Here is a 23557-nt window from a genome sequence, read left to right on the forward strand (position 1 = left end):
CCCACAAGGACATCCCATGCGTCGGAAGCTCGCTCTGCCCCTCGCGCTCGTCGCGGCCGTCACGGTCGCGGCCACCGCGTGCTCCTCCTCGTCCTCCTCCGGTGGTTCCTCCTCCGCCGGAGGCGCCGGGCAGAACGCCAAGAACGCCGCCAAGGTCGCGTCCTCGGTCACCGACTACAACCCGCAGCCGTACGACAACGTCAAGGACGGCGGCACCTACACCACCGCGGGCACCTTCGACGAGCAGGGCAACCCCTTCAACGTCAACGGGACCCTGAACTCCGTGCGGATCTGGTCCTGGTACAACGCCGACGCCATCACCTACTCGCCCACCGGCGAGGTCCAGTACAACCCGGACTACTACAGCGACGTGAAGGTCTCCGTCGAGGGCGGCGACCAGAAGGTCGTCATCACCCTCAACCCCAAGGCCGTGTTCAACGACGGGACCCCCATCGACTGGCGGGCCATCGAGGCCACCTGGAAGGCCAACAACGGCTCGAACAAGGACTACGCGGCCAACTCCACCGACGGCTACGACCGCATCACCTCCGTCACCCGGGGCGCGGACGACAAGCAGGCGGTCATCGCCTTCAAGGGCGTCAACCCCTCCTGGTCGGCGCTGTTCACCACCTTCCTGCACCCCGAGGCCGCCACCGTCGACAACTTCAACAAGGCGTACGTCAAGACGGCCCACCCCGAGTGGGGCACCGGACCGTACACCGTCGGCACCTGGGACGCCCACTCCGGCAACATCACCTTCGTGCGCAACCCCAACTGGTGGGGCAGGAAGGGCAAGCTGGACAAGCGGGTCTACGTCAACCTGGAGAGCGGCGCCTCGATCAACGCCTTCAAGAACGGCGAACTCGACTACACCTCCGCCGTGGACGCGGAGAACCTCAAGCAGGTGAAGGCCGTCAAGGACGCCGAGATCCGCAGCGGCGGCAGCCCCTTCGAGTACTCGCTGTACCTCAACACCAAGTCCCCGCTCCTCGGTGACCTCCAGGTCCGCAAGGCGGTGCAGGAGAGCATCGACCGCCCGCAGATAGCGAAGATCCAGTTCCAGGGCCTGGACTACACCGAGCCGCTGCCCGGATCCGCCGTGCTCTACAGCTTCCAGCAGGGCTACCAGGACAACGTCGCCGCCGTGTTGAAGTACGCCCCGGACGAGGCCCGGAAGACCCTGGACGCGGCCGGCTGGACGCCCGGTCCGGACGGCATCCGCACCAAGGACGGCAAGCAGCTCGCACTCGGCTACACCCTGCTCGGCGACGACCCGATCGAGAAGGCCACCGCCTCCGCGCTCACCGCGATGCTCAAGGGCGTCGGCGTGAAGCTGGACATCAACAAGGTCTCCTCGAACGACTTCTCCAAGGTGCTCAGCGAGCGCCGCTTCGACCTGTTCATCTCCGGCAACCGCTCGACCGACCCCTTCGGCGCCCGTAACCTGTGCGACTTCTACTGCTCGGACCGCGACTCCAACATCACCGGCGCCGGCACCCCCGAGCTGGACCAGGAGATCCGCGCCACCGGCCAGATCGCCGACCTCGGGCAGCAGATCGAGGCCGTCAACAAGGTCGAGCAGAAGGCCCTCCAGCAGTACGCCTTCCTGCCGCTCTACAGCGGCCCCTCCACCTACGGCATCAAGAAGGGCCTCGCCAACGTCGGCGCCACCATCTTCTACAGCCCGCTGCCCGAGACCATCGGCTGGCAGAAGTAGCAACCCCCACCCGCCTGCGCGTCCACCGCTACCGCTACCGCTACCGCCACGGCTACTGGTCGGCGGTCCCGAAGTGGTGGACGCGCCGGCCCCGGCGCCGGGGCTCCGACGCGGACACGACGCGCCGGATCAGGGCCCCTGCCACACGCTCACCTGGAGGGTGACGTAGGTCGGCGAGTTCTCGTTGACGGACGTCACCTGGACGCCCGCGATCAGTCCCGGCCGTTCGAGGATGCAGAAGACGGACCCGGGCGTGCTGGGCGCACCGGTGATGAACTGGGTCCCCGTGGAGCAGGCCTGGTAGGTCGGCGTGCTCCCGTTCGGCAGGGCGAGCATCCTCTCCGACGTGCCGGCTTCGATCTGCTGCCCTCCCTGGTCCGCCTTCCACGAGATGTCCCCGCTGGAGTTGGTGGCGCCGACGATGTCGGGCTGCGTGGGCTTCTGGGGCCCCAGCGGTGCGTAGTAGAGCGCGGGGAGTTGGAAGCTGTACGACCCGCGCAGTGTCCCGGCGGCGCCGGTCGGCCCGGGTGACACGGGTGACACGGTGGCGGTGTCGGAGACCGAGGGCACCGGAGGCACCGGGGCCGTCGGGGGAGCGGGAGCGGGCGACCTCCACTCGGTCTGCGTCACCGTCACCGTCGGGCTCGGCGTGGCGGCTTGGGTGCCACCGTAGAAGGCTCCGCCGATCGCCGTCACCAGAGCCGCGGCCGCGGTGATGATGCCCGGCAGTGTGGTGAAGAAGGTGACGAAGCGGGTCGGCCCCCCGGGGCCGGTTGGTGAGTCCTGATCTGACGTCATTTGCGGCCCCCTCGGGCGTTGTGATGCACCGTCAGCAACGCGGAGCATAGCCCTCCGGGCGCGTTCGGAAGCCGGCAGTTGCCGATCCGTGACTACCCGCTGTCGCTGCCGTTGCCGCTCTGCCACCTGGCCCGGAATGCGCAGCTCTCCGGTCGCCGGCCGCCCGGATCCGGTCAACTCGGCATCGCGCTCGGTGGAATTCACCGAGATCGCAGGCGGCCGGGTGCCGGTGGACCCTACGCTCGCACGAACACTGTGGCGCGAAGGGGGATGCCGTGGCCCGTGGACCTGTCCGGCGACGCCGGTCGACCGCTGCGCGCCGGGCCCGTCGGCTGCGGCAGGCGCGGGACAACGCGGTGCTGCTGGGCGTGGCGGCCGTGATCGTCCTCGTGCTGCTCTCGGTGGCGGTGCACTGGCTGGCCCAGCACCTGCTGCTGGTGGCCCTGCTCCTCCTCGCGGGCGCGGGGGCGGGCGTCGCCGTGCTGCGCACGCGCGTCCGGGCGCGGCAGCGCGAGCTGGACACGCGGGCGGCCCAACTGCGGCACATCGGGCCGTTCCTGGCGATGAGCCCGAAGGCGTTCGAGCACGCGCTGGCCGACCTGTGCCGGCGGGACGGCTGCACCAAGGTCTCGGTGGTCGGCGGAGCCGGGGACCTCGCGGCGGACGTGCTGGCCACCACCCCCACCGGACAGCGGATCCTGATCCAGGCCAAGCGCTACGGACCGCGGACGTTCGTCGGCTCCCAGGACGTCCAGCGCGTCAACGGCACCTACCGCGACGTGCACCGCTGCGACCTGGCCGCCGTGGTGACGACCAGCTCGTTCACCAAGGCCGCCGCCGCATTCTGCGCACAGGTCGGCATCCGCGCCGTCGACCGCCGCTCCCTCGCCCGCTGGGCGGAGGGCACGGGCGTCCCACCCTGGGCGTGACCCGCCCGGCCGACGCCGACGACGGCCACGGAGGCCGTCCCCGGACTCACCACTCACCGCCCGTGACCAGCGCGGGCCGTTGTCAGAGGCGCTTGGCAGGATGATCCCCATGCTCGCCATCCACCCTGACCAGCACCTTGACGACCGGCCCGCGCGGCCCGTTCCCCCCACCGTCCGGGGAGGCTTCGAGGTGCACCTGACCGTCGGGCCCGGCGCGGCCGATGCACTGGCCGCGTGGGCCGACGGTCACGGACTGAAGTTCACCCACATCCTGCTGGAGCGCGGTACGTCGCCCTCGCAGCCGATGCTCACCCTGCGCGCCGACGGCACGCTGGAGGAGGTCGCCGTCCTGACCGCCCGGGTCCGGGGCCGGGCCGAGCGGGCCGGATTCACCGTTCTGCGGGCGAAGATCGAGGCCACGCCGTGGGCGGAGGGTGTCCCGGCCTCGGACGAGGACGCCGCCTCGCACGGGGCCGGGCGCTACTTCGAGCACCACGTCAAGCTGTTGCTGCCGACTGGGATCCCGGCGGCCGACCCCGCCCGCTTCGCCGAGCTCACCGCACTGGCCGTCCGGCACGGCGCGCACCTGTCGCGCAACCCGCGCCGGACGCGCGAGGACGGCCGGCGCGAGTGGTTCGTGACCCAGCGGTGCCGCCTGGTCGGCCTGGACACCGCGGGCCGCCGGTTGGACGCGCTGCTGCGGGACCTCGCCGCCGACGGTCGCGAAGTGGCCTCGGTGGAGCGCGAGTTCGTCGTCGTCGACAGTGACGAGACCCTGGACGCGGGATGGATCACCGAGCCCGGGCACAGCGCCCGGCCGTACGGAGCAGGAGAGTCGACATGACCGAGGACCAGTCCCAGCCCCGACCCGATGCGCCCGTGGCATGGGAGGACCTGCGGTACGGCCCCTGGCGGGGGGTCCTGCTGCCCAAGCAGCCGCCGTCGGAGGACGTCCGGGTGGATCGGGAGCTGCCCAGGAGCCTTCGCCCGATCGACGACGAGACGGTGACCCAGCAGCCGGTCTTCGACCCCGCCCTCGCCGGGTACGCCCGCGCCCTCCGGCCCAGCGAGCCAGCGTTCGCCGACCCCGGGCTCGCCGAACGCTGGCTCACCGCGCGGCGCGAGGCGCTCGACACCGTGCTGTCCGCCGTCGCCGGCTCGCCGTGGGCCGAACACCTGGTGCTGCGCGGAAGCGTCCTGCTGCGGGCCTGGTACGGCGAACAGGCCCGTGAGCCCGGTGACCTGGACTTCGTGGTCCGCCCGGTGGACTGGCAACTGGAGGACGAGCGCACGGAGCGCATGCTCGGCGAACTCGCCACCGCCGCCGAACGCCTCTCGGGCGAGGTGCGGCTGCACGCGGACCAGGCGCTCAGCGACGAGATCTGGACGTACAGCAGGATCCCCGGGCGCAGGCTCGTGCTGCCGTGGTCGGCGCCGGGCGTCCCGGGCGGGAGCGTCCAACTCGACTTCGTCTTCACCGAGCACCTGCCCGTCGTACCGCAGTCCTACCGGCTCCCGGGCGTCACCGGACCGCTGCTCGGCGCGACGCCGGAGCTCTCCCTCGCGTGGAAGCTCCTGTGGCTGGTGTCCGACAACCACCCCCAGGGCAAGGACCTCTACGACGCGGTCCTGCTCTCCCGCACCGCCGAGGTTCCTTACGCGCTGCTGCGGCAGGTCTTCACCCAGTCCGACGAGTCCTGGTCGCGCCGGCCGGTCCTCCCGGAGCAGATCAGCGGACTGGAGGTCGACTGGGAGGAATTCGCCAAGGACCACCCGCAGTTCGCCGAGCCCGTCGAGGAGTACCCGGCCGACCTGCTCGCCGCGCTCCACCCGACCTTCGCCGACCGCGGCGAGTACGCCCTGCGCGCCCGGTGGCTGGCCCCGCTGATCGAGGAACTGCGGGACGTCCTGGCGAGCGAGGGCATGGAGGAGGTCCAGCAACGGATGGCCCGCCTCCCCATGCTCCCGGACAACACCCTGGTGATCACCTGCGAACTCCTCGGCGGCGACCTCACCGCTGCCGACCGCGCCGTCGTCGACCACGTCGGAGTCCCGCCGCGCCGGATGACCCACCTCCTCGCGGAGGCCGCCTCGCGCTACGCGGTCGAGCTCGCGCGCGACGGCCGGGCGAGCGCCGCCGGCTGAGGCCGTCTGTCGGTGCCGGCGGTCATCATCGCGGTCGTCATGATCACCGGATCAGGAGGTCCCCGTTGTCCGCGTTGAACGACTTCGCCACCTGGGAGCCGCTGCTGCGGCTCCTCCGGTCCGCCCACGCGGAGAAGCTCGCCGCACCGGGCGGGTACGTGGCGGGGGTGATCGGTCGCGGTTCGTCCACCGTGCCGTTGAAGTGGCGGAGTCCGGAGCCCGGGCGTGCCAGTCTGCTGTCGGACTACCAGGCGCAGCATGACGCGATCCGGCGAGTGCGGGCCGTGGTCCCTGACACGGGTTCGGGTGGCGTCGCCTTCACGGTGGAGATCGCACCGGAGGGGAGGGCGGTGCTGCGCCTGTTCGATCTGGGGCCTGCGGCCGGTTCAGGTCCGGGCAACGCCCATCCGAGGGTTCTGGTGCGGGCGGAGGGTGCCGTGCCGGAGCCGTGGCGGCGCCGGCCCGAGCCGGTGCCCGGGGTGCGGTCGGCTCCGTCCGTGGATCCGGAGGCGCTGGAGCGGACGCTGCGCGAGCGGATACCCGGGGCGATCGGTGCGACCGAGGAGGAGATCGCCGCCGCGGAGGCCCGTCTGGGGGTGGCGCGCGCCCCCGTCCTCGCCCTGCCCCGTCTGCGCACCCTCAGCGCTTCCCCGGGGACCCTCGCCGACCCCAGGGAGGTCGGCCGGTTGAGCGGGCTGGAGTTCGTGGCACTCACCCCGGAGGACTGGCGCGTGCTCCTCGACGCGGGGGCCGTCCCGCACAGCCTGTCGGCGGCTGCCATCACGGTGAACGGGGACCGCGATCCGCGCCGGACCATCGCCCTGGCGAACGAGATCCTGGCCCTCTGGGACCGCCCCCTGATCACGGAGACCGTCGTCCACGGAGACCTCGGGCCCCTGCCGACCAGCGGCCCGGAGTCGACGGCGGGCCGGGGAGGTGAGCCGCAGCCGCTCCGACCGGCGGGGGAGAGGCAGGGGCTGGGGCGTGTCCTGCCCGGTCTCCCGGGCACCCCTGAGCCCGGGCCCGGGCCCGGGGCGGACGGGTAGGCGGGCAACGCCCGGAGCCTGATCCACGTCGGCCGACCGGTCCGGACGGCCGATCGGCCCGGGGGCGGTGTCAGGCCAGGAAAGCGCGGAGGAGGGAGGCCGTTGCGGCGAGGTGTTCCTCGGTGGCGCGGCGGGCGGCGGCGCCGTCGCCGGTGAGGATGGCGTGGACCATGGCCCGGTGCTGTTCGGCGGCGTGCTCGATGTTGCGGTCCAGCATGGGGATCGCGTTGAGCAGGTCGTTGAGGCGCATCCTGGCCTCGGCGATGGCCGCGGCGAGGGCGGGGGAGCCGGTGAGCTCGCCGATGGCGAGGTGGAAGCGGGAGTCCAGCTGGCGGTACTGCTCGGCGGGGGCCGCGTCCAGCTCGGTGAGCCGGTCCTCCAGGTGGGCGCGCTGTTCGGGGGAGAGGGGGCGGCGGGCGGCGGCCTCGGCGGCGCCGACCTCCAGGACCTGCCGGTAGGTCAGGGCGTCCTCCAGGGCGCCGCCGAGGTCGCGGGCGGCGCGGCGCAGGTCGGCGACGTCCGGTTCGGGCATTCGGTAGGTGACGAAGGTGCCGCCGTAGCGGCCGCGGCGGGGTTCGACGCAGTCGGCCTGCTGGAGCGTGCGGAGTGCCTCGCGCAGGGTCTCGCGGCTGACGCCGAGGCGGGCGGCGAGGTCGCGTTCGGCGGGCAGTCGGTCGCCGGGGCGGAAGACGCCGAGCTTGATCGCCTGGAGCAGCCGTTCGACGGTCTCCTCGAAGGCGTTGCCGGTCCGGATCGGGCGGAAGATCGCCCCGGCCTCCCAGTCGAGCCGTGCCTGCTCACGTGTTACGTCCACGTCCACGCCGGAATCGTACCTGCGATCGGATCTCCCGCACTCGTTCCCGTCCCGCCCTTGACGTGGCCACCGTCCAGCCGGAACGATGCTGCTCACCCACCCAATGGTCTGACTTTAGACCATTGAAGAGCCGTCCGACCGTCGAACCCGCCGGGGCGGGTGCGCCACGCCGCCGTGGCCGCGCGCACCCCGGCACACCCTCAACCCCCAGGGGTGCCCATGACCGACGCACGCTCACCCGACCACCCTGGCCCCGCCGTGTTTCCGGTGGATTCCTCCCCCGTTTCCGCTGACGGATCCCTCGCTCCCGCCGAGGAATCCCCCGTTCCCGCCGAGGGATCCCCGGTCTCCGCCGACGAACAACGCCTCCGCGAGCTGGGCTACACCCAGGAGCTGGCCCGCTCGATGTCGGGCTTCTCCAACTTCGCCGTCTCCTTCTCCATCGTCTCGGTGCTGTCCGGCTGCCTGACCCTCTACGGGACGGGCATGAAGACCGGCGGCCCGGCCCTGATCATCTGGGGCTGGCCGGTGGTCGGCCTGCTGACGCTCTGCGTCGGCCTCGCGATGGCCGAGATCTGCTCCAGCTACCCGACGGCCGGCGGGCTCTACTACTGGTCCGCGAAGCTGACCCGCAGCCGTGGCAGCGGCCCGGCCTGGAGCTGGTTCACCGGCTGGTTCAACTTCCTCGGCCAGGTCGCGGTGACCGCCAGCGTCGACTACGGCGCCGCCTTCTTCACCAACGCGTTCCTCGAACTGCGCTTCGGCGTCGCGGCCACCCCCGCGCACACCATGGAGATCTTCGCGGTCATCCTGCTGGCGCACGGCCTGCTCAACACCTTCGGGGTGCGCCTGGTCGCCGTCCTCAACAGCGTCTCCGTGTGGTGGCACCTGGTCGGCGTCGCGATCATCGTCGGCGCGCTCGCGCTGCTCCCCGAGCGGCACGCCTCCGCCTCCTTCGTGCTCACCGAGTTCGTCAACCGGACCGGCTTCCACAGCCAGTTCTACGTCGCGATGCTCGGCCTGCTGATGGCCCAGTACACCCTCACCGGCTACGACGCCTCCGCGCACATGACCGAGGAGACCCAGGACGCCGCCCGCTCCGGCCCGCGCGGCATCGTCAACGCGATCACCGTCTCCCTGGTGGCGGGCTGGATCCTGCTGCTCGGCATCACCTTCGCGATCCGCGACTACGACGGCGCGCTCAACAGCGACACCCAGGTCCCGCCCGCGCAGATCTTCATCGACGCGATCGGCTCCGGCGGCGCCCAGTTCCTGCTGCTCACCGTCATCGGCGCCCAGTTCTTCTGCGGCATGGCCTCCGTCACCGCCAACTCCCGCATGATCTACGCCTTCTCCCGCGACGGCGCGCTGCCCGGCTCCCGGCTCTGGCACCGCATCTCCCCGCGCACCCAGACCCCGACCAACGCGGTCTGGCTGGCCACCGGCGGCGCCCTGCTGCTCGGACTGCCCGCGCTCTGGAACAACACCGCCTACACGGCCGTGACCTCGATCTCCGTGATCGGCCTCTACATCTCCTACGTCATCCCGGTGTACCTGCGGCTGCGCCAGGGCGAGGACTTCCCGCGCGGCCCCTGGCACCTGGGCCGCTGGAGCCGGCCGATCGGCGTCGTCGCCGTCGTCTGGACGGCGGTGATCACCGTCCTGTTCATGCTGCCCACCGCCAGCCCGATCACCGTCGACAGCTTCAACTACACCCCGGTCGCCGTGGCCGTCGTGGTCGGCTTCGCGGGCGTCTGGTGGCTCGCCTCCGCCCGGAACTGGTTCACCGGGCCGCACGTCGGCGCTGCGCCGTCCGCGATGTCCCCGCTGTCGGGCCTCGACACACCGCACGTCCTCGACACACCGCACGTCCACGGCACCCCGTCCGCCCCCGGCACCCGGGACACCGAACAGGAGACCCGATGACCACCCCCCGGCTCACCCTCGACGAGCTGCGCACCCTCGTCGCCGACGGGTCCGTCGACACCGTCGTGCTCGCCATGACCGACATGCAGGGCCGCCTCCAGGGCAAGCGCGTCGCCGCCCAGTACTTCCTCGACGACGTCGTGACCGGCGCCGCGGAGGGCTGCGGCTACCTGCTGGCCGTCGACGTCGACATGAACACCGTCGACGGCTACGAGGTCTCCTCCTGGGAGAACGGCTACGGCGACCTGACGCTGCGCCCCGACCTCGCCACCCTGCGGTCCGTCCCCTGGCACCCGGCCACCGTCATGGTCCAGTGCGACGTCGTCCAGCACGACGGCACCCCGGTCGCCGTCTCCCCGCGCCAGGTCCTCCAGCGCCAGCTCGACCGCCTGGCCGGCTACGGCTGGCAGGCCCAGGCCGCCACCGAGCTGGAGTTCATCGTCTTCCGGGACAGCTACGAACAGGCCTGGGACAAGGACTACACCCGGCTCACCCCGGCCAACCAGTACAACGTCGACTACTCCATCCTCGGCACCGGGCGCATCGAGCCGCTCCTGCGCCGCCTGCGCAACGGCATGGCCGGCGCCGGCCTCACCGTCGAGTCCGCCAAGGGCGAGTGCAACCTCGGCCAGCACGAGATCGCCTTCAAGTACGCCGACGCCCTCACCACCTGCGACAACCACGCCGTCTACAAGACCGGCGCCAAGGAGATCGCCGCCCAGGAGGGCTGCAGCCTCACGTTCATGGCGAAGTACGACGAACGCGAGGGCAACTCCTGCCACATCCACCTGAGCCTGCGCGACGAGCAGGGCGCCCCGGTGTTCGCCGGCGACCGCCCGTACGGCTTCTCCCGCACCATGGAGCACTTCCTCGCCGGCCAGCTCGCCTGTCTCGCCGACTTCGCCCTGCTGTTCGCCCCCACCGTCAACTCCTACAAGCGCTACGTCCCCGGCAGCTTCGCGCCCACCGCCATCGCCTGGGGCCGCGACAACCGCACCTGCGCCCTGCGCGTCGTCGGGCACGGGCAGTCGCTGCGCTTCGAGAACCGCGTCCCCGGCGGGGACGTCAACCCCTACCTCGCGGTCGCCGCCCTGATCGCCGCCGGACTGCACGGCGTCGAGCAACAGCTCGAACTACAGCCGGAGTTCACCGGCAACGCCTACGCCTCCGACGCACCCCGGGTGCCCGCCACCCTGCGCGACGCGGTCGACGCCTTCGAGCGCAGCGCCGTCGCCACCGAGGCCTTCGGCAAGGACGTCGTCCGGCACTACACCCACGCGGGGCGCACCGAACTCGCCTCCTACCAAAGGGCGGTGACCGACTGGGAGCGGCGCCGCGGATTCGAGCGGCTGTGACCCACGAGGATCGCCGACCGCCCCTCATCGGCATCAGCAGCTACCAGGACGCCGCCGCCTGGTCGGTCTGGAACCAGCGCGCCTCGCTCGTGCCCCAGACGTACGTCGACAGCGTCGTCCGCGCGGGCGGCATCCCGGTGCTGCTGCCGCCCCAGCCCGGCGGGGCCGGCCACCTGCTCGACGCCCTCGACGGACTCGTCCTCGCCGGCGGACCGGACGTCGACCCGGCCCGCTACGCGGCGGCCCCCGATCCGCGCACCGGCGCGCCCCACCACGCCCGCGACGACTGGGAGAGCCGGCTGCTGCGGGCCGCCCTCGCCCGGGACCTGCCGGTGCTCGGGGTCTGCCGCGGCATGCAGCTGCTCAACGTCGAACTCGGCGGCACCCTCGTCCAGCACCTGCCCGACGACAGCCACCAGCGCGTCCCCGCCCGCTTCGTCCGCCACCGGGTCGACGTCGTCGACGGCAGTCGGCTCGCCGCCGTGCTGGGGCCCGCCACCGAGGTCTCCTGCTACCACCACCAGGCCGTCGACCGGATCGGCAGCGGACTCCAGGTCACCGCGCACAGTGCCGATGGAACGGTCGAGGCGCTCGAACTGCCCGGTCACCGCTTCGCCCTGGGCGTCCAGTGGCACCCGGAGACCGACCCCGACGACCTGCGCCTGTTCCACACCTTCATCAACGCCGCCCGGACAGCCGGCCGGACCACCGGCCGAGGCACCAGCCAGAGGGAGAGCCCCCGATGACCGAACCGGACCTCTTCGAGGTCGTCAACCCCGCCACCGAGGAGGTGATCACCACCGTCGAACTGGCCGGCCTCGCCGAGACCGACGCCGCCGTCGCCCGCGCCCGCGCCGCCTTCGACACCTGGCGCCGGGTGGCCCCCGCCGACCGCGCCCGGCTGCTGCGCGCCTTCGCCGCCGCCGTCGACGCCGACCGCGAGCACCTCGCCGCCCTGGAGGTCGCCAACGCCGGCCACACCATCGGCAACGCCCGCTGGGAGGCGGGCAACGCGCGGGACGTCATCGAGTACTACGCCGCCGCCCCCGAGCGGCTGTTCGGCCGGCAGATCCCCGTCGCCGGCGGCATCGACGTCACCTTCCAGGAACCGATCGGCGTCGTCGGGGTCATCGTGCCCTGGAACTTCCCGATGCCGATCGCCGCCTGGGCCCTCGCCCCGGCGCTCGCCGCCGGCAACACCGTCATCGTCAAACCGGCCGAGCTCACCCCGCTCACCGCGCTGCGCCTGGCCGAACTCGCCCTGGCGGCCGGCATCCCCGAGGGCGTGCTCCAGGTCCTGCCCGGCCGCGGACCGGTCGTCGGCGGGCGCTTCGTCACCCACCCCGACGTGCGCAAGGTCGTCTTCACCGGCTCGACCGGTGTCGGCAAGGGGATCATGGCGGGCTGCGCCGCCCAGGTGAAGCCCGTTACCCTCGAACTCGGCGGCAAGAGCGCCAACATCGTCTTCGCCGACGCCGACCTCGCCAAGGCCGCCGCGACCGCGCCCTACGCCGTCTTCGACAACGCCGGCCAGGACTGCTGCGCCCGCTCCCGGATCCTGGTCGAGGCCTCCGCCTTCGACGACTTCATGGCGCTCCTGGAGCCGGCCGTGCGCGGCGTGCGGGTCGGCGACCCGGCCGACGAGAAGACCGAGATGGGTCCGCTGATCTCGGCCGCCCACCGCGAGCGGGTCGCCTCGTACGTCCCGGACGCCTCGGCCGTCGCCATCCGGGGCAACGCCCCCGACGGGCCCGGCTTCTGGTACCCGCCGACCGTCCTCGCGCCCGTGCGGCACGACGACCGCGCCTTCACCGAGGAGATCTTCGGCCCGGTCGTCGCCGTCGTCCCGTTCCGCGACGAGGAGGACGCACTGCGGATCGCCAACGCCACCGAGTACGGCCTGTCCGGCTCCATCTGGACCAGGGACCTCGGCCGCGCGCTGCGCGTCTCGCGCGGCGTCGAGGCCGGCAACCTCTCCGTCAACTCGCACTCCTCGGTGCGCTACACCACGCCGTTCGGCGGCTTCAAGCAGTCCGGCCTCGGCCGCGAGCTCGGCCCGGACGCCCTCGACGCCTTCACCCAGACCAAGAACGTCTTCATCTCCACGGAGGAATGATCACCATGACCCAGCGACTCGACGGCCGCGTGGCCGTGATCACCGGCGCCGGCAGCGGCATCGGCCTGGCGACCGCCCGCCGCTTCGCCGCCGAGGGCGCGAAGGTGGTCTGCGTCGACCTCGACGCCGAGACCGGCGCCAAGGCCGCGAACGAGGTCGACGGCCTGTTCATCCAGGCCGACGTCACCGACGAGGCCGCGGTCCGCGACCTCTTCCAGCGGACCGTCGACGAGTACGGCCGCCTCGACATCACCTTCAACAACGCGGGCATCTCCCCGCCGGACGACGACTCCATCCTCACCACCGGCCTGGAGGCCTGGAAGCGCGTCCAGGAGGTCAACCTCACCAGCGTCTACCTGTGCTGCAAGTACGCGATCCCGCACATGCAGCGCCAGGGCAAGGGCTCGATCATCAACACGGCGTCGTTCGTCGCCGTGATGGGCGCGGCCACCTCGCAGATCTCCTACAGCGCCTCCAAGGGCGGCGTGCTGGCCATGTCGCGCGAGCTGGGCGTGCAGTTCGCCCGCGAGGGCATCCGGGTCAACGCCCTGTGCCCGGGCCCGGTGAACACCCCGCTGCTCCAGGAGCTCTTCGCCAAGGACCCGGAGCGCGCCGCCCGCCGCCTGGTGCACATCCCGCTGGGCCGCTTCGCCGAGCCCGAGGAGATCGCCGCCGCGGTGGCCTTCCTCGCCTCCGACGACTCCTCGTTCATGACCGCCAACACCTTCCTCGTCGACGGCGGCATCTCCGGCGCGTACGTGACCCCGCAGTAGCCGCGCGCCGCCCTCGGGACCCGCGACCCCGGACCCCGGACCCCGGACCCCGGGATCCGGGCTCCGGGCACCCGACTCCGGATTCCGCTGCGCCCGTGCCGCGAATCGTGAAGACTGGGTGAAGTTCCCGTGCGCCGAACGGTGTGGCGCACGGGAACTCTCCATGCGAAACATGACACAGCATCAGCACAGTGCCATTCCGCGGGAAGTCCACGAGACGAGGAACGCACGTCATGAGCATCGGCACCCGAGCCCTGCGGTCCGCAGTCGCCACCACCGTCGCCCTGGCCGCCGTCGGCGCCCTCGCGCTGGGTACGGCCGGCAGCGCGACGGCCGACACCGATCCGGCGGCCGGCGTGGCCGTCGACCTGCCCCTGCCGCCCGGCGCCGTCGGGAGCGATCCCGCAGCGGTCAACGACGACGGGGTGATCGTCGGCTACGTCACCGATCCGCAGAACCAGGACCGTCCGGTCCGCTGGAACGCGGACCTGAGCGCCACGACACTCCCCCTGCTGCCCGGGGACCCGAGCGGCCGCGCCGTGGCCGTCGCCGCCGACGGTGCCGCCGTCGGCTACTCGGGGAACCACACGGTGCGCTGGGCCCCCGACGGCACGGTCTCCGCACTGCCGCTGCTGCCCGCGGACACCGGCGGCTGGGGCTACATCTACGCGATGAGCCGCACCGGTACGGCGGTCGGGCACTCCGCGGCCGGGACGGCCTCCCACGCGGTGAAGTGGGGCCCGGACGGCCGGGCCGTCCCGCTCGCCCCGCTGAGCGGGGACGTCAACAGCACCGCCGTCTCGGTCAACGCCTCGGGCGCGGTGGCCGGCCTGTCCTACTCGGCCTCCGGCGTCGCCCACCCCGTGAAGTGGAGCCCGGACGGCACCCCCACCGCGCTCGACCCGGCCTCGGCCTACCGCGGCGTCTGGGTCGTCCAGATCAACGACGCCGGCACCGTGCTCGGGAAGGGCACGCCGACCGGCGCCGCGAACGACCAGTGGCGCTCCATGACCTGGAACACCGACGGCACCGTCACGGACCTGGGCCGGCACTCCACGGCGACGGCCCTCAACGCCGGCGGCACGGTCGTCGGCAAGCAGGGCGGGGCGGACGGCATCGACTACACCGCCACGAGCTGGAGCCCGGCCGGCACCGCCACGACGATCGGCGCCGACTACGAGTACACGACGGCCGTCGCCGTCAACGACGCCGGCGTCTCCGTCGGGTACACCGGGACGAAGGTGCCGCAGGCGCAGGAGCGCCACGCCCTCCGCTGGGGCGCCGACGGGGCCCTGACGGAACTGGACGTGGCACCGGAGGGCTACTCCTACCCCGTGGCCGTCAACAACGCCGGCCTGGCGGTCGGGGTCCGGATCGGCTCCTCGGCGTCGACCGGTTCGACGCGGGTGGCGGTGATCTGGCGGCCGTAGCCGCCGCGGGGGACAGGGACGAGGGTCAGGGCCTGGGGCCGGGGGCGTGCAGCCTCCGGCCCCGACCCTTGTAAAGAGTTCTTTCTAAAGATAGCTTTACATGCATGCCCGAGGAGAACTCACCGCGTTCCATCCGCCTCACCGACCCCCGCGCCCTGCGCGCCTACGCCCACCCGACCCGGCTGGTGCTGGTCGGCCTGCTGCGCCGGGACGGCCCGATGACGGCCACCCAGGCCGCCGAAGCCACCGGCGAGAGCGTCGCCAGCTGCTCCTTCCACCTGCGGCAGCTGGCGAAGTACGGCCTGGTGGAGGAGGCCGGGGGCGGGCGGGGGCGGGAGAAGCCGTGGCAGGCCACCGCCATGTTCACCAGCTGGGACTCCGGCGCCATCGCGGACCCGGCGGCGGCCGCCGCCACGGAGGCGCTCCAACTGGCCATCGCCGAGCGGTACTTCGAGCTCACCACGCGCTGGGTCCAGGGGCAGGCCCAGGAGCCGGCCGAGTGGCGGCAGGCCGCGCAGTTCGGCGACACCCTCCTGCACCTGACGGCAGCCGAGCTGGAGGAGTTGGGCGGGCGGATCCAGGACCTGATGCGGCCCTACCTGGAACGGCTCGACGACGCGGGCAAGCGCCCCGAGGGCTCCCGGCCGGTCACCGTGCTGCAGCTGGCCTTCCCCACCCGCGCCGACGGCCGGAGCGAGCAGGAGCCGACCCCGTGACCGCGCCCGCCCCCGACCGGCCCGCCCCTGACACGCCCGCCCCCGACCGGTCGGCGCCCGACCGGACTCCCGCCGGGACGCGGATGCGCTGGTTGCCGGTCCTGCTCCGGGAACGGGCCTTCCGCCGCTACTGGACCGGTCAGACGATATCCGGCCTCGGCGACCAGATCTCCTCCCTCGCGATACCGCTCGTCGCGGTCCTCGCCGTGCACGCCGACGCCCTCCAGATGGGCTACCTCGCCGCCGCGACCTGGCTGCCCAACCTGCTCTTCGCGCTCCACGCGGGCGTCTGGGCCGACCGCCGCAGCCACCGGCGCCGGGTCATGATCGCCGCCGACCTCGGCCGGTTCGCCCTCGTCGCCACCATCCCGCTGGCCTACGCCTTCGACGCGCTCACCCTCGCCCAGCTGTACGCGGTGGCCCTGACGGCCGGGACCCTCTCGGTCCTCTTCGACGTCTGCGACGCACCGCTGTTCAACGCCCTCGTCCCGCCCGACCGGTACGTCGAGGGGCACTCGCTGGTCAGCGGCAGCCGCGCCATGGCCCAGGTGGCCGGGCCGAGCATCGGCGGAGTGCTGGTGCAGGTCCTCTCCGCGCCGCTCGCCCTGCTGGCCGACGCGCTCTCCTACGCGGCCTCGGCCTTCGCGCTGTCCCGCATCGCCCCCGCCGAACCCCCGGCGGAACGCAAGGCCCGCGGCCAACTCGCCGAAGGCGCACGGTTCATGCTCGGGTCGCCGATGATGCGCGCCTCGCTCGCCGCCACCGCCACCGCCAACTTCTTCACCTTCATGCTGACCGCCCTGCTCGTGCTGTACGCCACCACCGTGCTGAGCCTCGACCCCGGCCTGCTCGGCGCGGTGCTGGGCGCCGGGGCCGTCGGCGGACTCCTGGGGGCGCTCTGCGCCACCGCCGTCACCAGGCGCATGGGCGTCGGGCCGACCTTCATCCTCGGCACCGCCCTCTACCCCGCCTCCCTGCTGCTGATCCCCGCCGCGCACGGGACCACCCCCGTCGTCCTCGCGCTTCTCTTCGCGGCCGAGTTCGGCGCCGGACTCGGAGTGATGTGGCTGGACGTCGCCGGGGCCTCCATCTTCGCCGCGATCATCCCGGACAACCTGCGCTCCCGCGTCTTCGGCGCCTACCGCTGCGTCAACTTCGGCACCCGGCCCCTCGGTTCGCTCGTCGGCGGCGCCCTCGCCGCCACCATCGGCCTGCGCCCCACCCTGTGGGTGGCCGCCATCGGCGCCCTCACCTCCGTCCTCTGGCTCCTGCCCTCCCCGATCCGCCGACTCCGCGACCTGCCCACCCCGGCCGGCCAGGGTGAGGGCATGTCAGACTCGCCCTGAGGGCGGCCGCCGAGCCCGCGGCGGCGACGGGGGCGCCGAGCCGTCAGGCGGGCCCGACGGTGACCGTGCAGAGGCGCTTGGTGGCCCGGGTCAGGGCCACGTACAGGTCCCGCTTCCCGCCGGGGCGGGCCGTGACGATCTCCTCGGGGTGCAGCACGACGACCCCGTCGAACTCCAGGCCGCGCGCCTCGGACGCCGGCACGATCCGCGCGTGGTCGGCGACGCCCCGGGCCGTCAGCTCGCCCACCCTGGCGTCCGCGCAGACCACTCCCAGGAGCTCGCCCGGGTGCGCGGCGCCCTGGGCGCGGAGCTCCTGGACGACGGCGGTGGCCAGCTCGTCCGCCGGCGCGGTCACGGTGCGGGGGAGCTCACCGCTGCGCAGTGAGCGGGTGGGCCGCTGGTCCGGGGCGATCCGGGCCAGCAGGTCCCGGACGCTCTCCAGGATCTCCTGGGTGGTGCGGTAACTCACGGTCAGGTCGTGCAGCTTGAACCGCGGTCCGACGTGGGGGCTCAGCGCCTCCTTCCAGTCGCGCGCCGTCGCGACCGGGCCCGCCTGGGCGAAGTCGCCCACCAGCGTCATCGCCCGCGCCGGGCAGCGGCGGACGATCATCCGCCACTGCATGGCGGTCAGTTCCTGCGCCTCGTCGACGACGACGTGCCCGTACGTCCGCTCGGGCGGGCCGTCGACCAGGCTCGCGGCCTCGTCCAGCAACGGCCCATCGGCGTCGGTCCACGGGCCGTCCGGGTCGCGGAGCAGCAGGGACCGCTCCGGCGCGGTGAGGTGGGGCAGGTGTGCGGCGAGCGCGTCGGCGTCCGTCAGGAGCGCGTTCACGAGGTCACCGGGCACCAGCCGCGGCCACAGCAGCTCGACCGCCCGGTCCACACCGGCATCGTCGAGGAGATCGGCCCGGACGGCGTCCAGGTCCAGTTCGTGGGCCGGACCGGGGTCGGCCGCACCTTCGGCGCGGTTGCGGCCCGCCCCCGTGAACTTGTCGAGGTCCAGGCCCGTCATCGCGGCGGCATCGGCGTCGATCTGCTCCAGGAGGTCGCCCATGTCCCGTTGCATCGCGTCGGTGACGGCGTCGACCAGGAGCTCCGTGAACACCCGGCGCGCGGGGTTGTGCCCCGGTACGGCCGCGACGGCGGCGTCGCGTGCCGTGGCGACCTCCTCGGCGGACAGGTGGACCACCTCCCGTCCGACCCGCACCGTGAAGTCACCGGCGGGGGCCTGGCGGGCGCGCAGCAGGCCGGCCAGGGCGTCGGCGAGGTCGGTGCCGCCCTTGAGGCGCGCGGTGTCGAACCGGTCCACCGCGTCCGTGGGTACCCCGGCCAGCTCCCGGCAGGTCGCCAGGACGACGTCGTTCTCGCCGAGGGAGGGAAGGACCTGGGAGATGTAGTCGAGGAACCGGGCGTTCGGGCCCAGCACCAGGACACCCTCCTCCGCGGCCCGCGGGAACGCGTACAGGACGTAGGCCGCCCGGTGCAGGGCGACCACCGTCTTGCCGGTGCCGGGCCCGCCCTGCACCACGGTCACCCCGCGGTGGGCGGAACGGACGATCTCGTCCTGCTCGGCCTGCAGCGTCGCGACGGCCGCGTGCATCCGGCCCGTACGCCGTGCCGACAGGGCCTCCGTCAACGGGCCGTCGCCGACGACGTCCTCGTCGGTCGGGGCGCTCCCGTCCAGCAGTTCGTCGTTCACCGAGACGACCGTGCGCTCCTCCAGACGCAGGTGCCGGCGCCGCCGCAGGCCCATCGGGTGGACCGGCGTCGCCTCGTAGAAGGGCCGCGCCGCGTTCGCGCGCCAGTCCACGAGCAGGGGCAGCTCGTCCTCCTCCGTGTGCAGCCCGATCCGCCCGATGCGCAGGGCCGTGCCGTCCGCCCAGTCGATCCGCCCGAAGACCAGCCCCCGTTCGGCACCCTCCAGCCGGCCGATCTCCTTGGCCAGCCGCTCGGCGGCGATTTCCCGCTCGTACGCCTCACCGGCGCCGTCCGCCGGGGCATTCAGCACACGCGCCCGCTGCGCCCGCGCCTCGGAAAGGCGCCCGGCGAGGAACTCGTACAGGGAGGACACATAATCCCGCTCCGCGTCAACTGCGAGCGTGGAAGGGTCATTCGTCGTCTTCGACATCTTCGACAACTTCGGCAACAGGGAGCTCCTTCGATTCGAGCCATACCATACGGTCGGATTTCCTCGAAGGTAAGTCTTGACTTGTACGGTGCAGACATGTCCCTGTGACTGAATTCCATCACTTTGTCAATCGCCAATTAGGTATCCGGAAAAGGGGAATTCGGGAGCATTCTCGCGACCCTGGTCGACCTCCTGGGCAAACCGATCGCCGAGGCGGACGCCCTCTGCATCCCCACCGCCGGACACGGGGGCCCGTACGGGGATCCGCACGGGCCATGGCGTTTCATCAGTGGGCAGTCCCCCAATCCCATGACCGAGTTGGGGTGGAAGTCGGTGGGCGTACTGGAGCTCACCGCCCTGCCCGGCATCGACACGGAATGCTGGGTTTCCTGGGTCCGCGAGGCGGACGCCCTTCTTGTCAACGGCGGCGACGCGCCCGGCCCCTGACCCCCGGCCCGGAGACGCTGGGGCCGGAGGCCAGGGGATTTCAGGGAATGTCGTGGGCTTCGGTGTCGGCGGCCGCGATGACTGCGGTCAGGAGGCCGGGGAAGCGTTGTTCGAGTTCCTCGGTGCGGAGGGTGTTCATCTTCGTGGTGCCGACGTAGTACTGCCGCACCACTCCGGCCGCGCGCAGGACGGAGAAGTGGTGGCTGGAGGTGGACCGTCCGACGGGTAGGTCGAAGGAGCCGCAGCTCAGGTCAGCGCCCGAGTGGGCGAGGGTGTGCACCACTTTGCGCCTCGCCGGGTCGGCGAGGGCCTCCAACACCTGCTGGACGTTGACGTCCTCCACACCGGGGTGCACGATCACTCGCGCCGTCACGCGTGCCCGTCCCACACCCACCACCCCTTCCCACGCCTGGCCCCCGTTCCGAGTCGAACCCCCGTCAACCGCCGCGCACGGTGCGCGACTTCATGGCAGACGCTACTACGGGACGGGCCCCGCCATGCCCGCTGCAACACCTCTGCACCACAGGTTGAGCACCGGATGTGCACGTTCCGCCCGGGTGCGCCCGGGGCCGGCCGGGCTAGGAGTAGTACTTGTGGAGGTCGTCCGAGGCCATGCCGGTGCCGTGGTGGACGGCGCGGCTGGAGTAGGTGCTGCGCAGGTGGGTGGCCTGGCGGGTGCGTTCCAACTCGACCAGCAGCCCCGCGTCTTCGGAGTGTGTGCCGCGGGCCCTCTCCCGGCGGATCAGGACGACGGTGGTGCCGATGATGGTGGCGACCAGTGCGGCGAGGAGCAGGACGACGGTGCCCATGTTCTCGTTCCCCCTTGTTCCGGTCCCGGGTCGGGCCCGGCGGGTGGCGGCGGGTCCCTTCCGGGGACTGTGAAGATCCTTGCACGGAACGTCCGGGATGGTCCGGTATCTGAGCGAATCCTGAGCAAGGAACGGACGGGTGCCGGCAGGGGCGGGCCGGCCCGGCGCCCGGAGCCGCGGTGCCGATGTGCGAACGCCTGGCCGGGGTGGGCGGGTTGGAAGTGGCCGGATCTGGGCGAAAGCCGGATGTGGACGGCGACCGGTCGGTAGCATGATCATTGAAATTCGCTGTCCGCGGTACTGCTGAACGCACTGTTCCTGGACGCGACCACCGTGAGGGGTGCGCAGCAGCGCGCACCCCTTCGTCCCGAAGGGAGATCGGCATGGCCACGGGTACTGTGAAGTGGTTCAACGGGGAGAAGGGCTACGGGTTCATCGCGCAGGACGACGGCGGCCCGGACGTTTTCGTCCACTTCTCCGCGATTCAGGGCAGCGGCTACCGCAACCTGGAGGAGAACCAGCCGGTCGAGTTCGAGGTCACGCAGGGCCAGAAGGGCCCGCAGGCCGAGCAGGTCCGCGCGATCTGACCAGGCGGGCCCACGTAGGCCCCGCACACAGGCCCCGTACCGGCGAGCAAGCGCCGGTGCGGGGCCTTTTGCTGCGCCTGTCGCCTGTCGCCTGTCGCCTGTCGCCTGTCGCCCGCCGCCCGCCGCCCGCACCTCACCGCGCCCCTGTGTCCGCCTCCGTCCGCCCCCGTCCGCCCTCTCGACAGATACCTCTCACTGAGAGCTAAAATCGGAATATGGAGACAGGACCCACCCACCCGCCCGACGGCGCCCTCGCCGACGAGTTCTCCACCCTCCTCACCGGCATCCAGCGGATGCTGCGCCGCCGCCTGCGCCAGGGCCTGGACCAGCCCCGCCTGCGCGGGGCCCAGGTCGAACTGCTGCACCTGGTGATGGACACCCCGGGCCTGCGGGTCTCCGCCGCCGCCGAGGAACTGTGTCTGGCCGGCAACTCGGTCTCCACCCTCGTCAACCAGCTCGTCGCCCAGGACATGCTGCGCCGCGAGGTGGACCCCGCCGACCGCCGGGCCGCCCTGCTGTACGCCACCGAGGCCGCCCACCAGCGCATCGAGGCCTGGCGCGAGCGGCGCCGGGCACTGACCGGCGAGCTGGTCGCGGGCCTGCCCGGCCCCGAACGGGCCGCGCTGGCCGCCGCCCTGCCCGCGCTGCGCTCCCTCACCCAGGGGCTGCGCGACCTGCCCGAGGAGGACCCGCGATGACCGAACCGGAACCAGCAGGAACACCGGAAACGCCAGGGACACCGGAAACGCCAGGAATACCGGGAGCGCCGGGAACACCAGGAGCGGCGGAGGCCGTGGTGTGCCGGGGCCTGGAGTACAGCTTCACCCACGGCCGTGGCAGGACCACCCGCGCGGTGGACGGCATCGACCTGACCGTACGGACCGGTGAGGTCTTCGGCCTCCTCGGCCCCAACGGTGCCGGCAAGACCACCACCATCCGCGCGATCACCACCCTGCTGCCCGCCGGCCCCGGCATGGTGCGCGTCTTCGGCCACGACGCGGCCCGCCGGCCCATGGAGGTACGGCGCCTGCTCGGCTACGTGCCGCAGCAGTTGTCCGCCGACGCCGGGCTGACCGGGCGGGAGAACGTCGCCCTGTTCGCCCGGGTCTTCGACGTCCCAAGGACGGAGCGGGCCCGCCGCGTCGCCCAGGCGCTGGCCGCCGTCGACCTCACCGACGCCGCCGACCGGATGGCCGGCACCTACTCCGGTGGCATGGTGCGCCGCCTCGAACTCGCCCAGGCCCTGGTCAGCGCCCCGCGCCTGCTCGTCCTGGACGAGCCCACCATCGGCCTGGACCCCATCGCCCGCACCGGCGTGTGGGAGCGCGTGGACGCCGTGCGCCGGGCCACCGGCATGACCGTCCTGGTCACCACCCACTACATGGACGAGGCCGAGCGCCACTGCGACCGCATCGCCCTGATGGACCGCGGCCGCATCCGGGCCCTGGGCACCCCCGCCGAGCTCAAGGAGGGCATCCGCGACGCCCTCCCCGGCGGCGACGAACCCACCCTCGACGACGTGTTCCGCCACTTCGCCGGCCGTGACCTGGCCGACGCCACGGAAGGAGACTTCGGCGATGTCCGCCGCACCCGCCGCACCGCCAGCCGCGTCGGCTGAGCCCCCCACCCCCGGCACCACCCCCGTTGGTGTCCCGGACCTGAGCCTGCTGCTGGTGCCCCCGCGCGCCCGCACCGGCTGGCGCCTGGTGCCCGCCCGGGTCGGCGCGATGTGCGCGGTGGAACTCCAGAAGCTGCGCCACGACCGTACCGAGCTCTACACCCGCGCCGTCCAGCCGGCCCTCTGGCTGCTGATCTTCGGCGAGACCTTCACCCGCCTCAAGGCCATCCCCACCGGCGGCATCCCCTACCTCGACTACCTGGCCCCGGGCATCATCGCCCAGTCCGCGATGTTCATCGCGATCTTCTACGGCATCATGATCATCTGGGAGCGGGACTCCGGCGTCCTCACCAAACTCCTGGTCACCCCCACCCCGCGCGCCGCCCTGGTCACCGGCAAGGCCTTCGCCGCCGGCGTCAAAGCCGTCCTGCAAGCCGTCGTCGTGGTCCTGATCGCCGCCGCCCTCGGCGTCGCCATGACCTGGAACCCGCTGCGCCTGCTCGGTGTGGTCGTCGCGGTGCTGCTCGGCTCGGCGTTCTTCTCCTGCCTCTCGATGGCCATCGCCGGGATCGTCCTCACCCGCGACCGCCTGATGGGCATCGGCCAGGCCATCACCATGCCGCTGTTCTTCGGCTCCAACGCCCTCTACCCGGTCGACCTGATGCCCGGCTGGCTGCAGGCCGTCAGCAAGGCCAACCCGCTCAGCTACCAGGTCGACGCCCTACGCGGCCTCCTCATCGGCACCCCCTCCCACCTCCCCCTGGACTTCGCCGTCCTGGCCGCCGCCACCGCAGCCGGCATCGCCGCCGCCTCCGCCCTCCTGGCCCGCCTGGCCCGCTGAGGCGCCCGCCCCCGGC

The 23557-nt window shown here is 72.5% G+C and carries 23 protein-coding genes; 18 read left to right on the forward strand and 5 right to left on the reverse strand.

Features of this window, described 5'->3' with window-relative positions:
- Positions 1 to 16 precede the first annotated feature (16 nt).
- Entirely contained in the window at positions 17 to 1717 is a 1701-nt protein-coding gene (locus ACFWXO_RS08115) for an ABC transporter family substrate-binding protein (protein WP_375893765.1), read from the forward strand.
- A gap of 129 nt (positions 1718 to 1846) precedes the next feature.
- Here the strand turns inward: ACFWXO_RS08115 and ACFWXO_RS08120 are convergent, their stop codons facing one another.
- On the reverse strand, positions 1847 to 2515 hold the full coding sequence (locus ACFWXO_RS08120) for a hypothetical protein (protein WP_380522804.1): 669 nt from the start codon (positions 2513 to 2515) through the stop codon (positions 1847 to 1849).
- A 275-nt stretch (positions 2516 to 2790) separates the two neighbouring features.
- Between ACFWXO_RS08120 and ACFWXO_RS08125 the strand changes: the two genes are divergently transcribed.
- From ACFWXO_RS08125 to ACFWXO_RS08140, 4 genes are all read left to right on the forward strand, one after another.
- Positions 2791 to 3444, forward strand: coding sequence for a restriction endonuclease (locus ACFWXO_RS08125; protein ID WP_375893770.1), 654 nt, complete (start codon positions 2791 to 2793; stop codon positions 3442 to 3444).
- A gap of 109 nt (positions 3445 to 3553) precedes the next feature.
- On the forward strand, positions 3554 to 4288 hold the full coding sequence (locus tag ACFWXO_RS08130; RefSeq protein ID WP_380522805.1) for a hypothetical protein: 735 nt from the start codon (positions 3554 to 3556) through the stop codon (positions 4286 to 4288).
- Positions 4285 to 5589, forward strand: coding sequence for a nucleotidyl transferase AbiEii/AbiGii toxin family protein (locus ACFWXO_RS08135; protein ID WP_380522806.1), 1305 nt, complete (start codon positions 4285 to 4287; stop codon positions 5587 to 5589). Before ACFWXO_RS08130 ends, ACFWXO_RS08135 begins: the two co-directional genes overlap by 4 nt.
- A gap of 65 nt (positions 5590 to 5654) precedes the next feature.
- On the forward strand, positions 5655 to 6635 hold the full coding sequence (locus tag ACFWXO_RS08140; RefSeq protein WP_380522807.1) for a hypothetical protein: 981 nt from the start codon (positions 5655 to 5657) through the stop codon (positions 6633 to 6635).
- Positions 6636 to 6705: 70 nt separating this feature from the next.
- On the opposite strand, the gene ACFWXO_RS08145 is transcribed toward ACFWXO_RS08140, so the two are convergent.
- Positions 6706 to 7455 carry a FadR/GntR family transcriptional regulator gene (locus ACFWXO_RS08145; protein ID WP_375893777.1) on the reverse strand — a complete coding sequence of 250 codons (750 nt, stop codon included), beginning with the start codon at positions 7453 to 7455 and terminating at the stop codon, positions 6706 to 6708.
- A 399-nt stretch (positions 7456 to 7854) separates the two neighbouring features.
- Here ACFWXO_RS08145 and ACFWXO_RS08150 point away from each other — a divergent pair, with 399 nt between their 5' ends.
- From ACFWXO_RS08150 to ACFWXO_RS08185, 8 genes are all read left to right on the forward strand, one after another.
- Positions 7855 to 9375, forward strand: a complete 1521-nt coding sequence (locus ACFWXO_RS08150; RefSeq protein ID WP_380522862.1) for an amino acid permease — start codon at positions 7855 to 7857, stop codon at positions 9373 to 9375.
- Positions 9372 to 10730, forward strand: a complete 1359-nt coding sequence (locus ACFWXO_RS08155) for a glutamine synthetase family protein (RefSeq protein ID WP_375893782.1) — start codon at positions 9372 to 9374, stop codon at positions 10728 to 10730. The genes ACFWXO_RS08150 and ACFWXO_RS08155 overlap by 4 nt, the downstream gene beginning before the upstream one ends.
- Positions 10727 to 11476, forward strand: coding sequence for a gamma-glutamyl-gamma-aminobutyrate hydrolase family protein (locus tag ACFWXO_RS08160; protein WP_380522808.1), 750 nt, complete (start codon positions 10727 to 10729; stop codon positions 11474 to 11476). The genes ACFWXO_RS08155 and ACFWXO_RS08160 overlap by 4 nt, the downstream gene beginning before the upstream one ends.
- A complete protein-coding gene (locus ACFWXO_RS08165; protein WP_375893787.1) occupies positions 11473 to 12846 on the forward strand; it encodes an aldehyde dehydrogenase family protein in 1374 nt (457 codons plus the stop codon). The genes ACFWXO_RS08160 and ACFWXO_RS08165 overlap by 4 nt, the downstream gene beginning before the upstream one ends.
- A gap of 5 nt (positions 12847 to 12851) precedes the next feature.
- Positions 12852 to 13619 carry a 3-oxoacyl-ACP reductase gene (locus ACFWXO_RS08170; RefSeq protein WP_380522809.1) on the forward strand — a complete coding sequence of 256 codons (768 nt, stop codon included), beginning with the start codon at positions 12852 to 12854 and terminating at the stop codon, positions 13617 to 13619.
- 233 nt (positions 13620 to 13852) lie between these two features.
- Positions 13853 to 15049, forward strand: coding sequence for a hypothetical protein (locus ACFWXO_RS08175; protein ID WP_380522810.1), 1197 nt, complete (start codon positions 13853 to 13855; stop codon positions 15047 to 15049).
- Between the two features lie 104 nt (positions 15050 to 15153).
- Complete coding sequence (locus tag ACFWXO_RS08180) at positions 15154 to 15765, forward strand: winged helix-turn-helix domain-containing protein (RefSeq protein WP_380522811.1); 612 nt, start codon at positions 15154 to 15156, stop codon at positions 15763 to 15765.
- Positions 15762 to 17111, forward strand: coding sequence for an MFS transporter (locus ACFWXO_RS08185; protein ID WP_380522812.1), 1350 nt, complete (start codon positions 15762 to 15764; stop codon positions 17109 to 17111). The genes ACFWXO_RS08180 and ACFWXO_RS08185 overlap by 4 nt, the downstream gene beginning before the upstream one ends.
- Positions 17112 to 17154: 43 nt before the next feature.
- Here the strand turns inward: ACFWXO_RS08185 and ACFWXO_RS08190 are convergent, their stop codons facing one another.
- Positions 17155 to 19182, reverse strand: coding sequence for a HelD family protein (locus tag ACFWXO_RS08190; protein WP_380522813.1), 2028 nt, complete (start codon positions 19180 to 19182; stop codon positions 17155 to 17157).
- Positions 19183 to 19548: 366 nt separating this feature from the next.
- On the opposite strand from ACFWXO_RS08190, the gene ACFWXO_RS08195 reads away from it, so the two are divergent.
- Positions 19549 to 19686: a hypothetical protein gene (locus ACFWXO_RS08195; protein WP_380522814.1), complete on the forward strand. Its 138-nt coding sequence runs from the start codon at positions 19549 to 19551 to the stop codon at positions 19684 to 19686.
- Positions 19687 to 19726: 40 nt separating this feature from the next.
- Here the strand turns inward: ACFWXO_RS08195 and ACFWXO_RS08200 are convergent, their stop codons facing one another.
- The gene (locus ACFWXO_RS08200) at positions 19727 to 20059 is read right to left on the reverse strand and encodes an ArsR/SmtB family transcription factor (RefSeq protein ID WP_375893805.1); all 333 of its coding nucleotides are present in this window, start codon (positions 20057 to 20059) and stop codon (positions 19727 to 19729) included.
- A gap of 205 nt (positions 20060 to 20264) precedes the next feature.
- Positions 20265 to 20495, reverse strand: coding sequence for a hypothetical protein (locus ACFWXO_RS08205; protein ID WP_375893807.1), 231 nt, complete (start codon positions 20493 to 20495; stop codon positions 20265 to 20267).
- A gap of 383 nt (positions 20496 to 20878) precedes the next feature.
- On the opposite strand from ACFWXO_RS08205, the gene ACFWXO_RS08210 reads away from it, so the two are divergent.
- The 4 genes from ACFWXO_RS08210 to ACFWXO_RS08225 all read left to right on the forward strand — a co-directional run bounded on the left by ACFWXO_RS08210 (position 20879) and on the right by ACFWXO_RS08225 (position 23541).
- Complete coding sequence (locus tag ACFWXO_RS08210; protein WP_375893810.1) at positions 20879 to 21082, forward strand: cold-shock protein; 204 nt, start codon at positions 20879 to 20881, stop codon at positions 21080 to 21082.
- Positions 21083 to 21297: 215 nt separating this feature from the next.
- Positions 21298 to 21780 carry a MarR family winged helix-turn-helix transcriptional regulator gene (locus tag ACFWXO_RS08215; protein WP_375893813.1) on the forward strand — a complete coding sequence of 161 codons (483 nt, stop codon included), beginning with the start codon at positions 21298 to 21300 and terminating at the stop codon, positions 21778 to 21780.
- On the forward strand, positions 21777 to 22700 hold the full coding sequence (locus ACFWXO_RS08220) for an ATP-binding cassette domain-containing protein (protein WP_380522815.1): 924 nt from the start codon (positions 21777 to 21779) through the stop codon (positions 22698 to 22700). The genes ACFWXO_RS08215 and ACFWXO_RS08220 overlap by 4 nt, the downstream gene beginning before the upstream one ends.
- Entirely contained in the window at positions 22660 to 23541 is an 882-nt protein-coding gene (locus ACFWXO_RS08225; RefSeq protein ID WP_380522816.1) for an ABC transporter permease, read from the forward strand. The genes ACFWXO_RS08220 and ACFWXO_RS08225 overlap by 41 nt, the downstream gene beginning before the upstream one ends.
- Positions 23542 to 23557: the final 16 nt, after the last annotated feature.

It is taken from the genome of Kitasatospora sp. NPDC059088 (genome assembly GCF_042738155.1).
Lineage (GTDB): Bacteria > Actinomycetota > Actinomycetes > Streptomycetales > Streptomycetaceae > Kitasatospora.

Coding starts and splice junctions, on each gene's coding strand:
- ACFWXO_RS08180 (WP_380522811.1), top strand. CDS start 15,154: ATGCCCGAGGAGAACTCACCGCGTTCCATCCGCCTCACCGACCCCCGC.
- ACFWXO_RS08170 (WP_380522809.1), top strand. CDS start 12,852: ATGACCCAGCGACTCGACGGCCGCGTGGCCGTGATCACCGGCGCCGGC.
- ACFWXO_RS08215 (WP_375893813.1), top strand. CDS start 21,298: ATGGAGACAGGACCCACCCACCCGCCCGACGGCGCCCTCGCCGACGAG.
- ACFWXO_RS08130 (WP_380522805.1), top strand. CDS start 3,554: ATGCTCGCCATCCACCCTGACCAGCACCTTGACGACCGGCCCGCGCGG.
- ACFWXO_RS08205 (WP_375893807.1), bottom strand. CDS start 20,495: ATGGGCACCGTCGTCCTGCTCCTCGCCGCACTGGTCGCCACCATCATC.
- ACFWXO_RS08150 (WP_380522862.1), top strand. CDS start 7,855: ATGTCGGGCTTCTCCAACTTCGCCGTCTCCTTCTCCATCGTCTCGGTG.
- ACFWXO_RS08225 (WP_380522816.1), top strand. CDS start 22,660: ATGTCCGCCGCACCCGCCGCACCGCCAGCCGCGTCGGCTGAGCCCCCC.
- ACFWXO_RS08135 (WP_380522806.1), top strand. CDS start 4,285: ATGACCGAGGACCAGTCCCAGCCCCGACCCGATGCGCCCGTGGCATGG.
- ACFWXO_RS08195 (WP_380522814.1), top strand. CDS start 19,549: ATGACCGAGTTGGGGTGGAAGTCGGTGGGCGTACTGGAGCTCACCGCC.
- ACFWXO_RS08115 (WP_375893765.1), top strand. CDS start 17: ATGCGTCGGAAGCTCGCTCTGCCCCTCGCGCTCGTCGCGGCCGTCACG.
- ACFWXO_RS08120 (WP_380522804.1), bottom strand. CDS start 2,515: ATGACGTCAGATCAGGACTCACCAACCGGCCCCGGGGGGCCGACCCGC.
- ACFWXO_RS08165 (WP_375893787.1), top strand. CDS start 11,473: ATGACCGAACCGGACCTCTTCGAGGTCGTCAACCCCGCCACCGAGGAG.
- ACFWXO_RS08220 (WP_380522815.1), top strand. CDS start 21,777: ATGACCGAACCGGAACCAGCAGGAACACCGGAAACGCCAGGGACACCG.
- ACFWXO_RS08175 (WP_380522810.1), top strand. CDS start 13,853: ATGAGCATCGGCACCCGAGCCCTGCGGTCCGCAGTCGCCACCACCGTC.
- ACFWXO_RS08210 (WP_375893810.1), top strand. CDS start 20,879: ATGGCCACGGGTACTGTGAAGTGGTTCAACGGGGAGAAGGGCTACGGG.
- ACFWXO_RS08155 (WP_375893782.1), top strand. CDS start 9,372: ATGACCACCCCCCGGCTCACCCTCGACGAGCTGCGCACCCTCGTCGCC.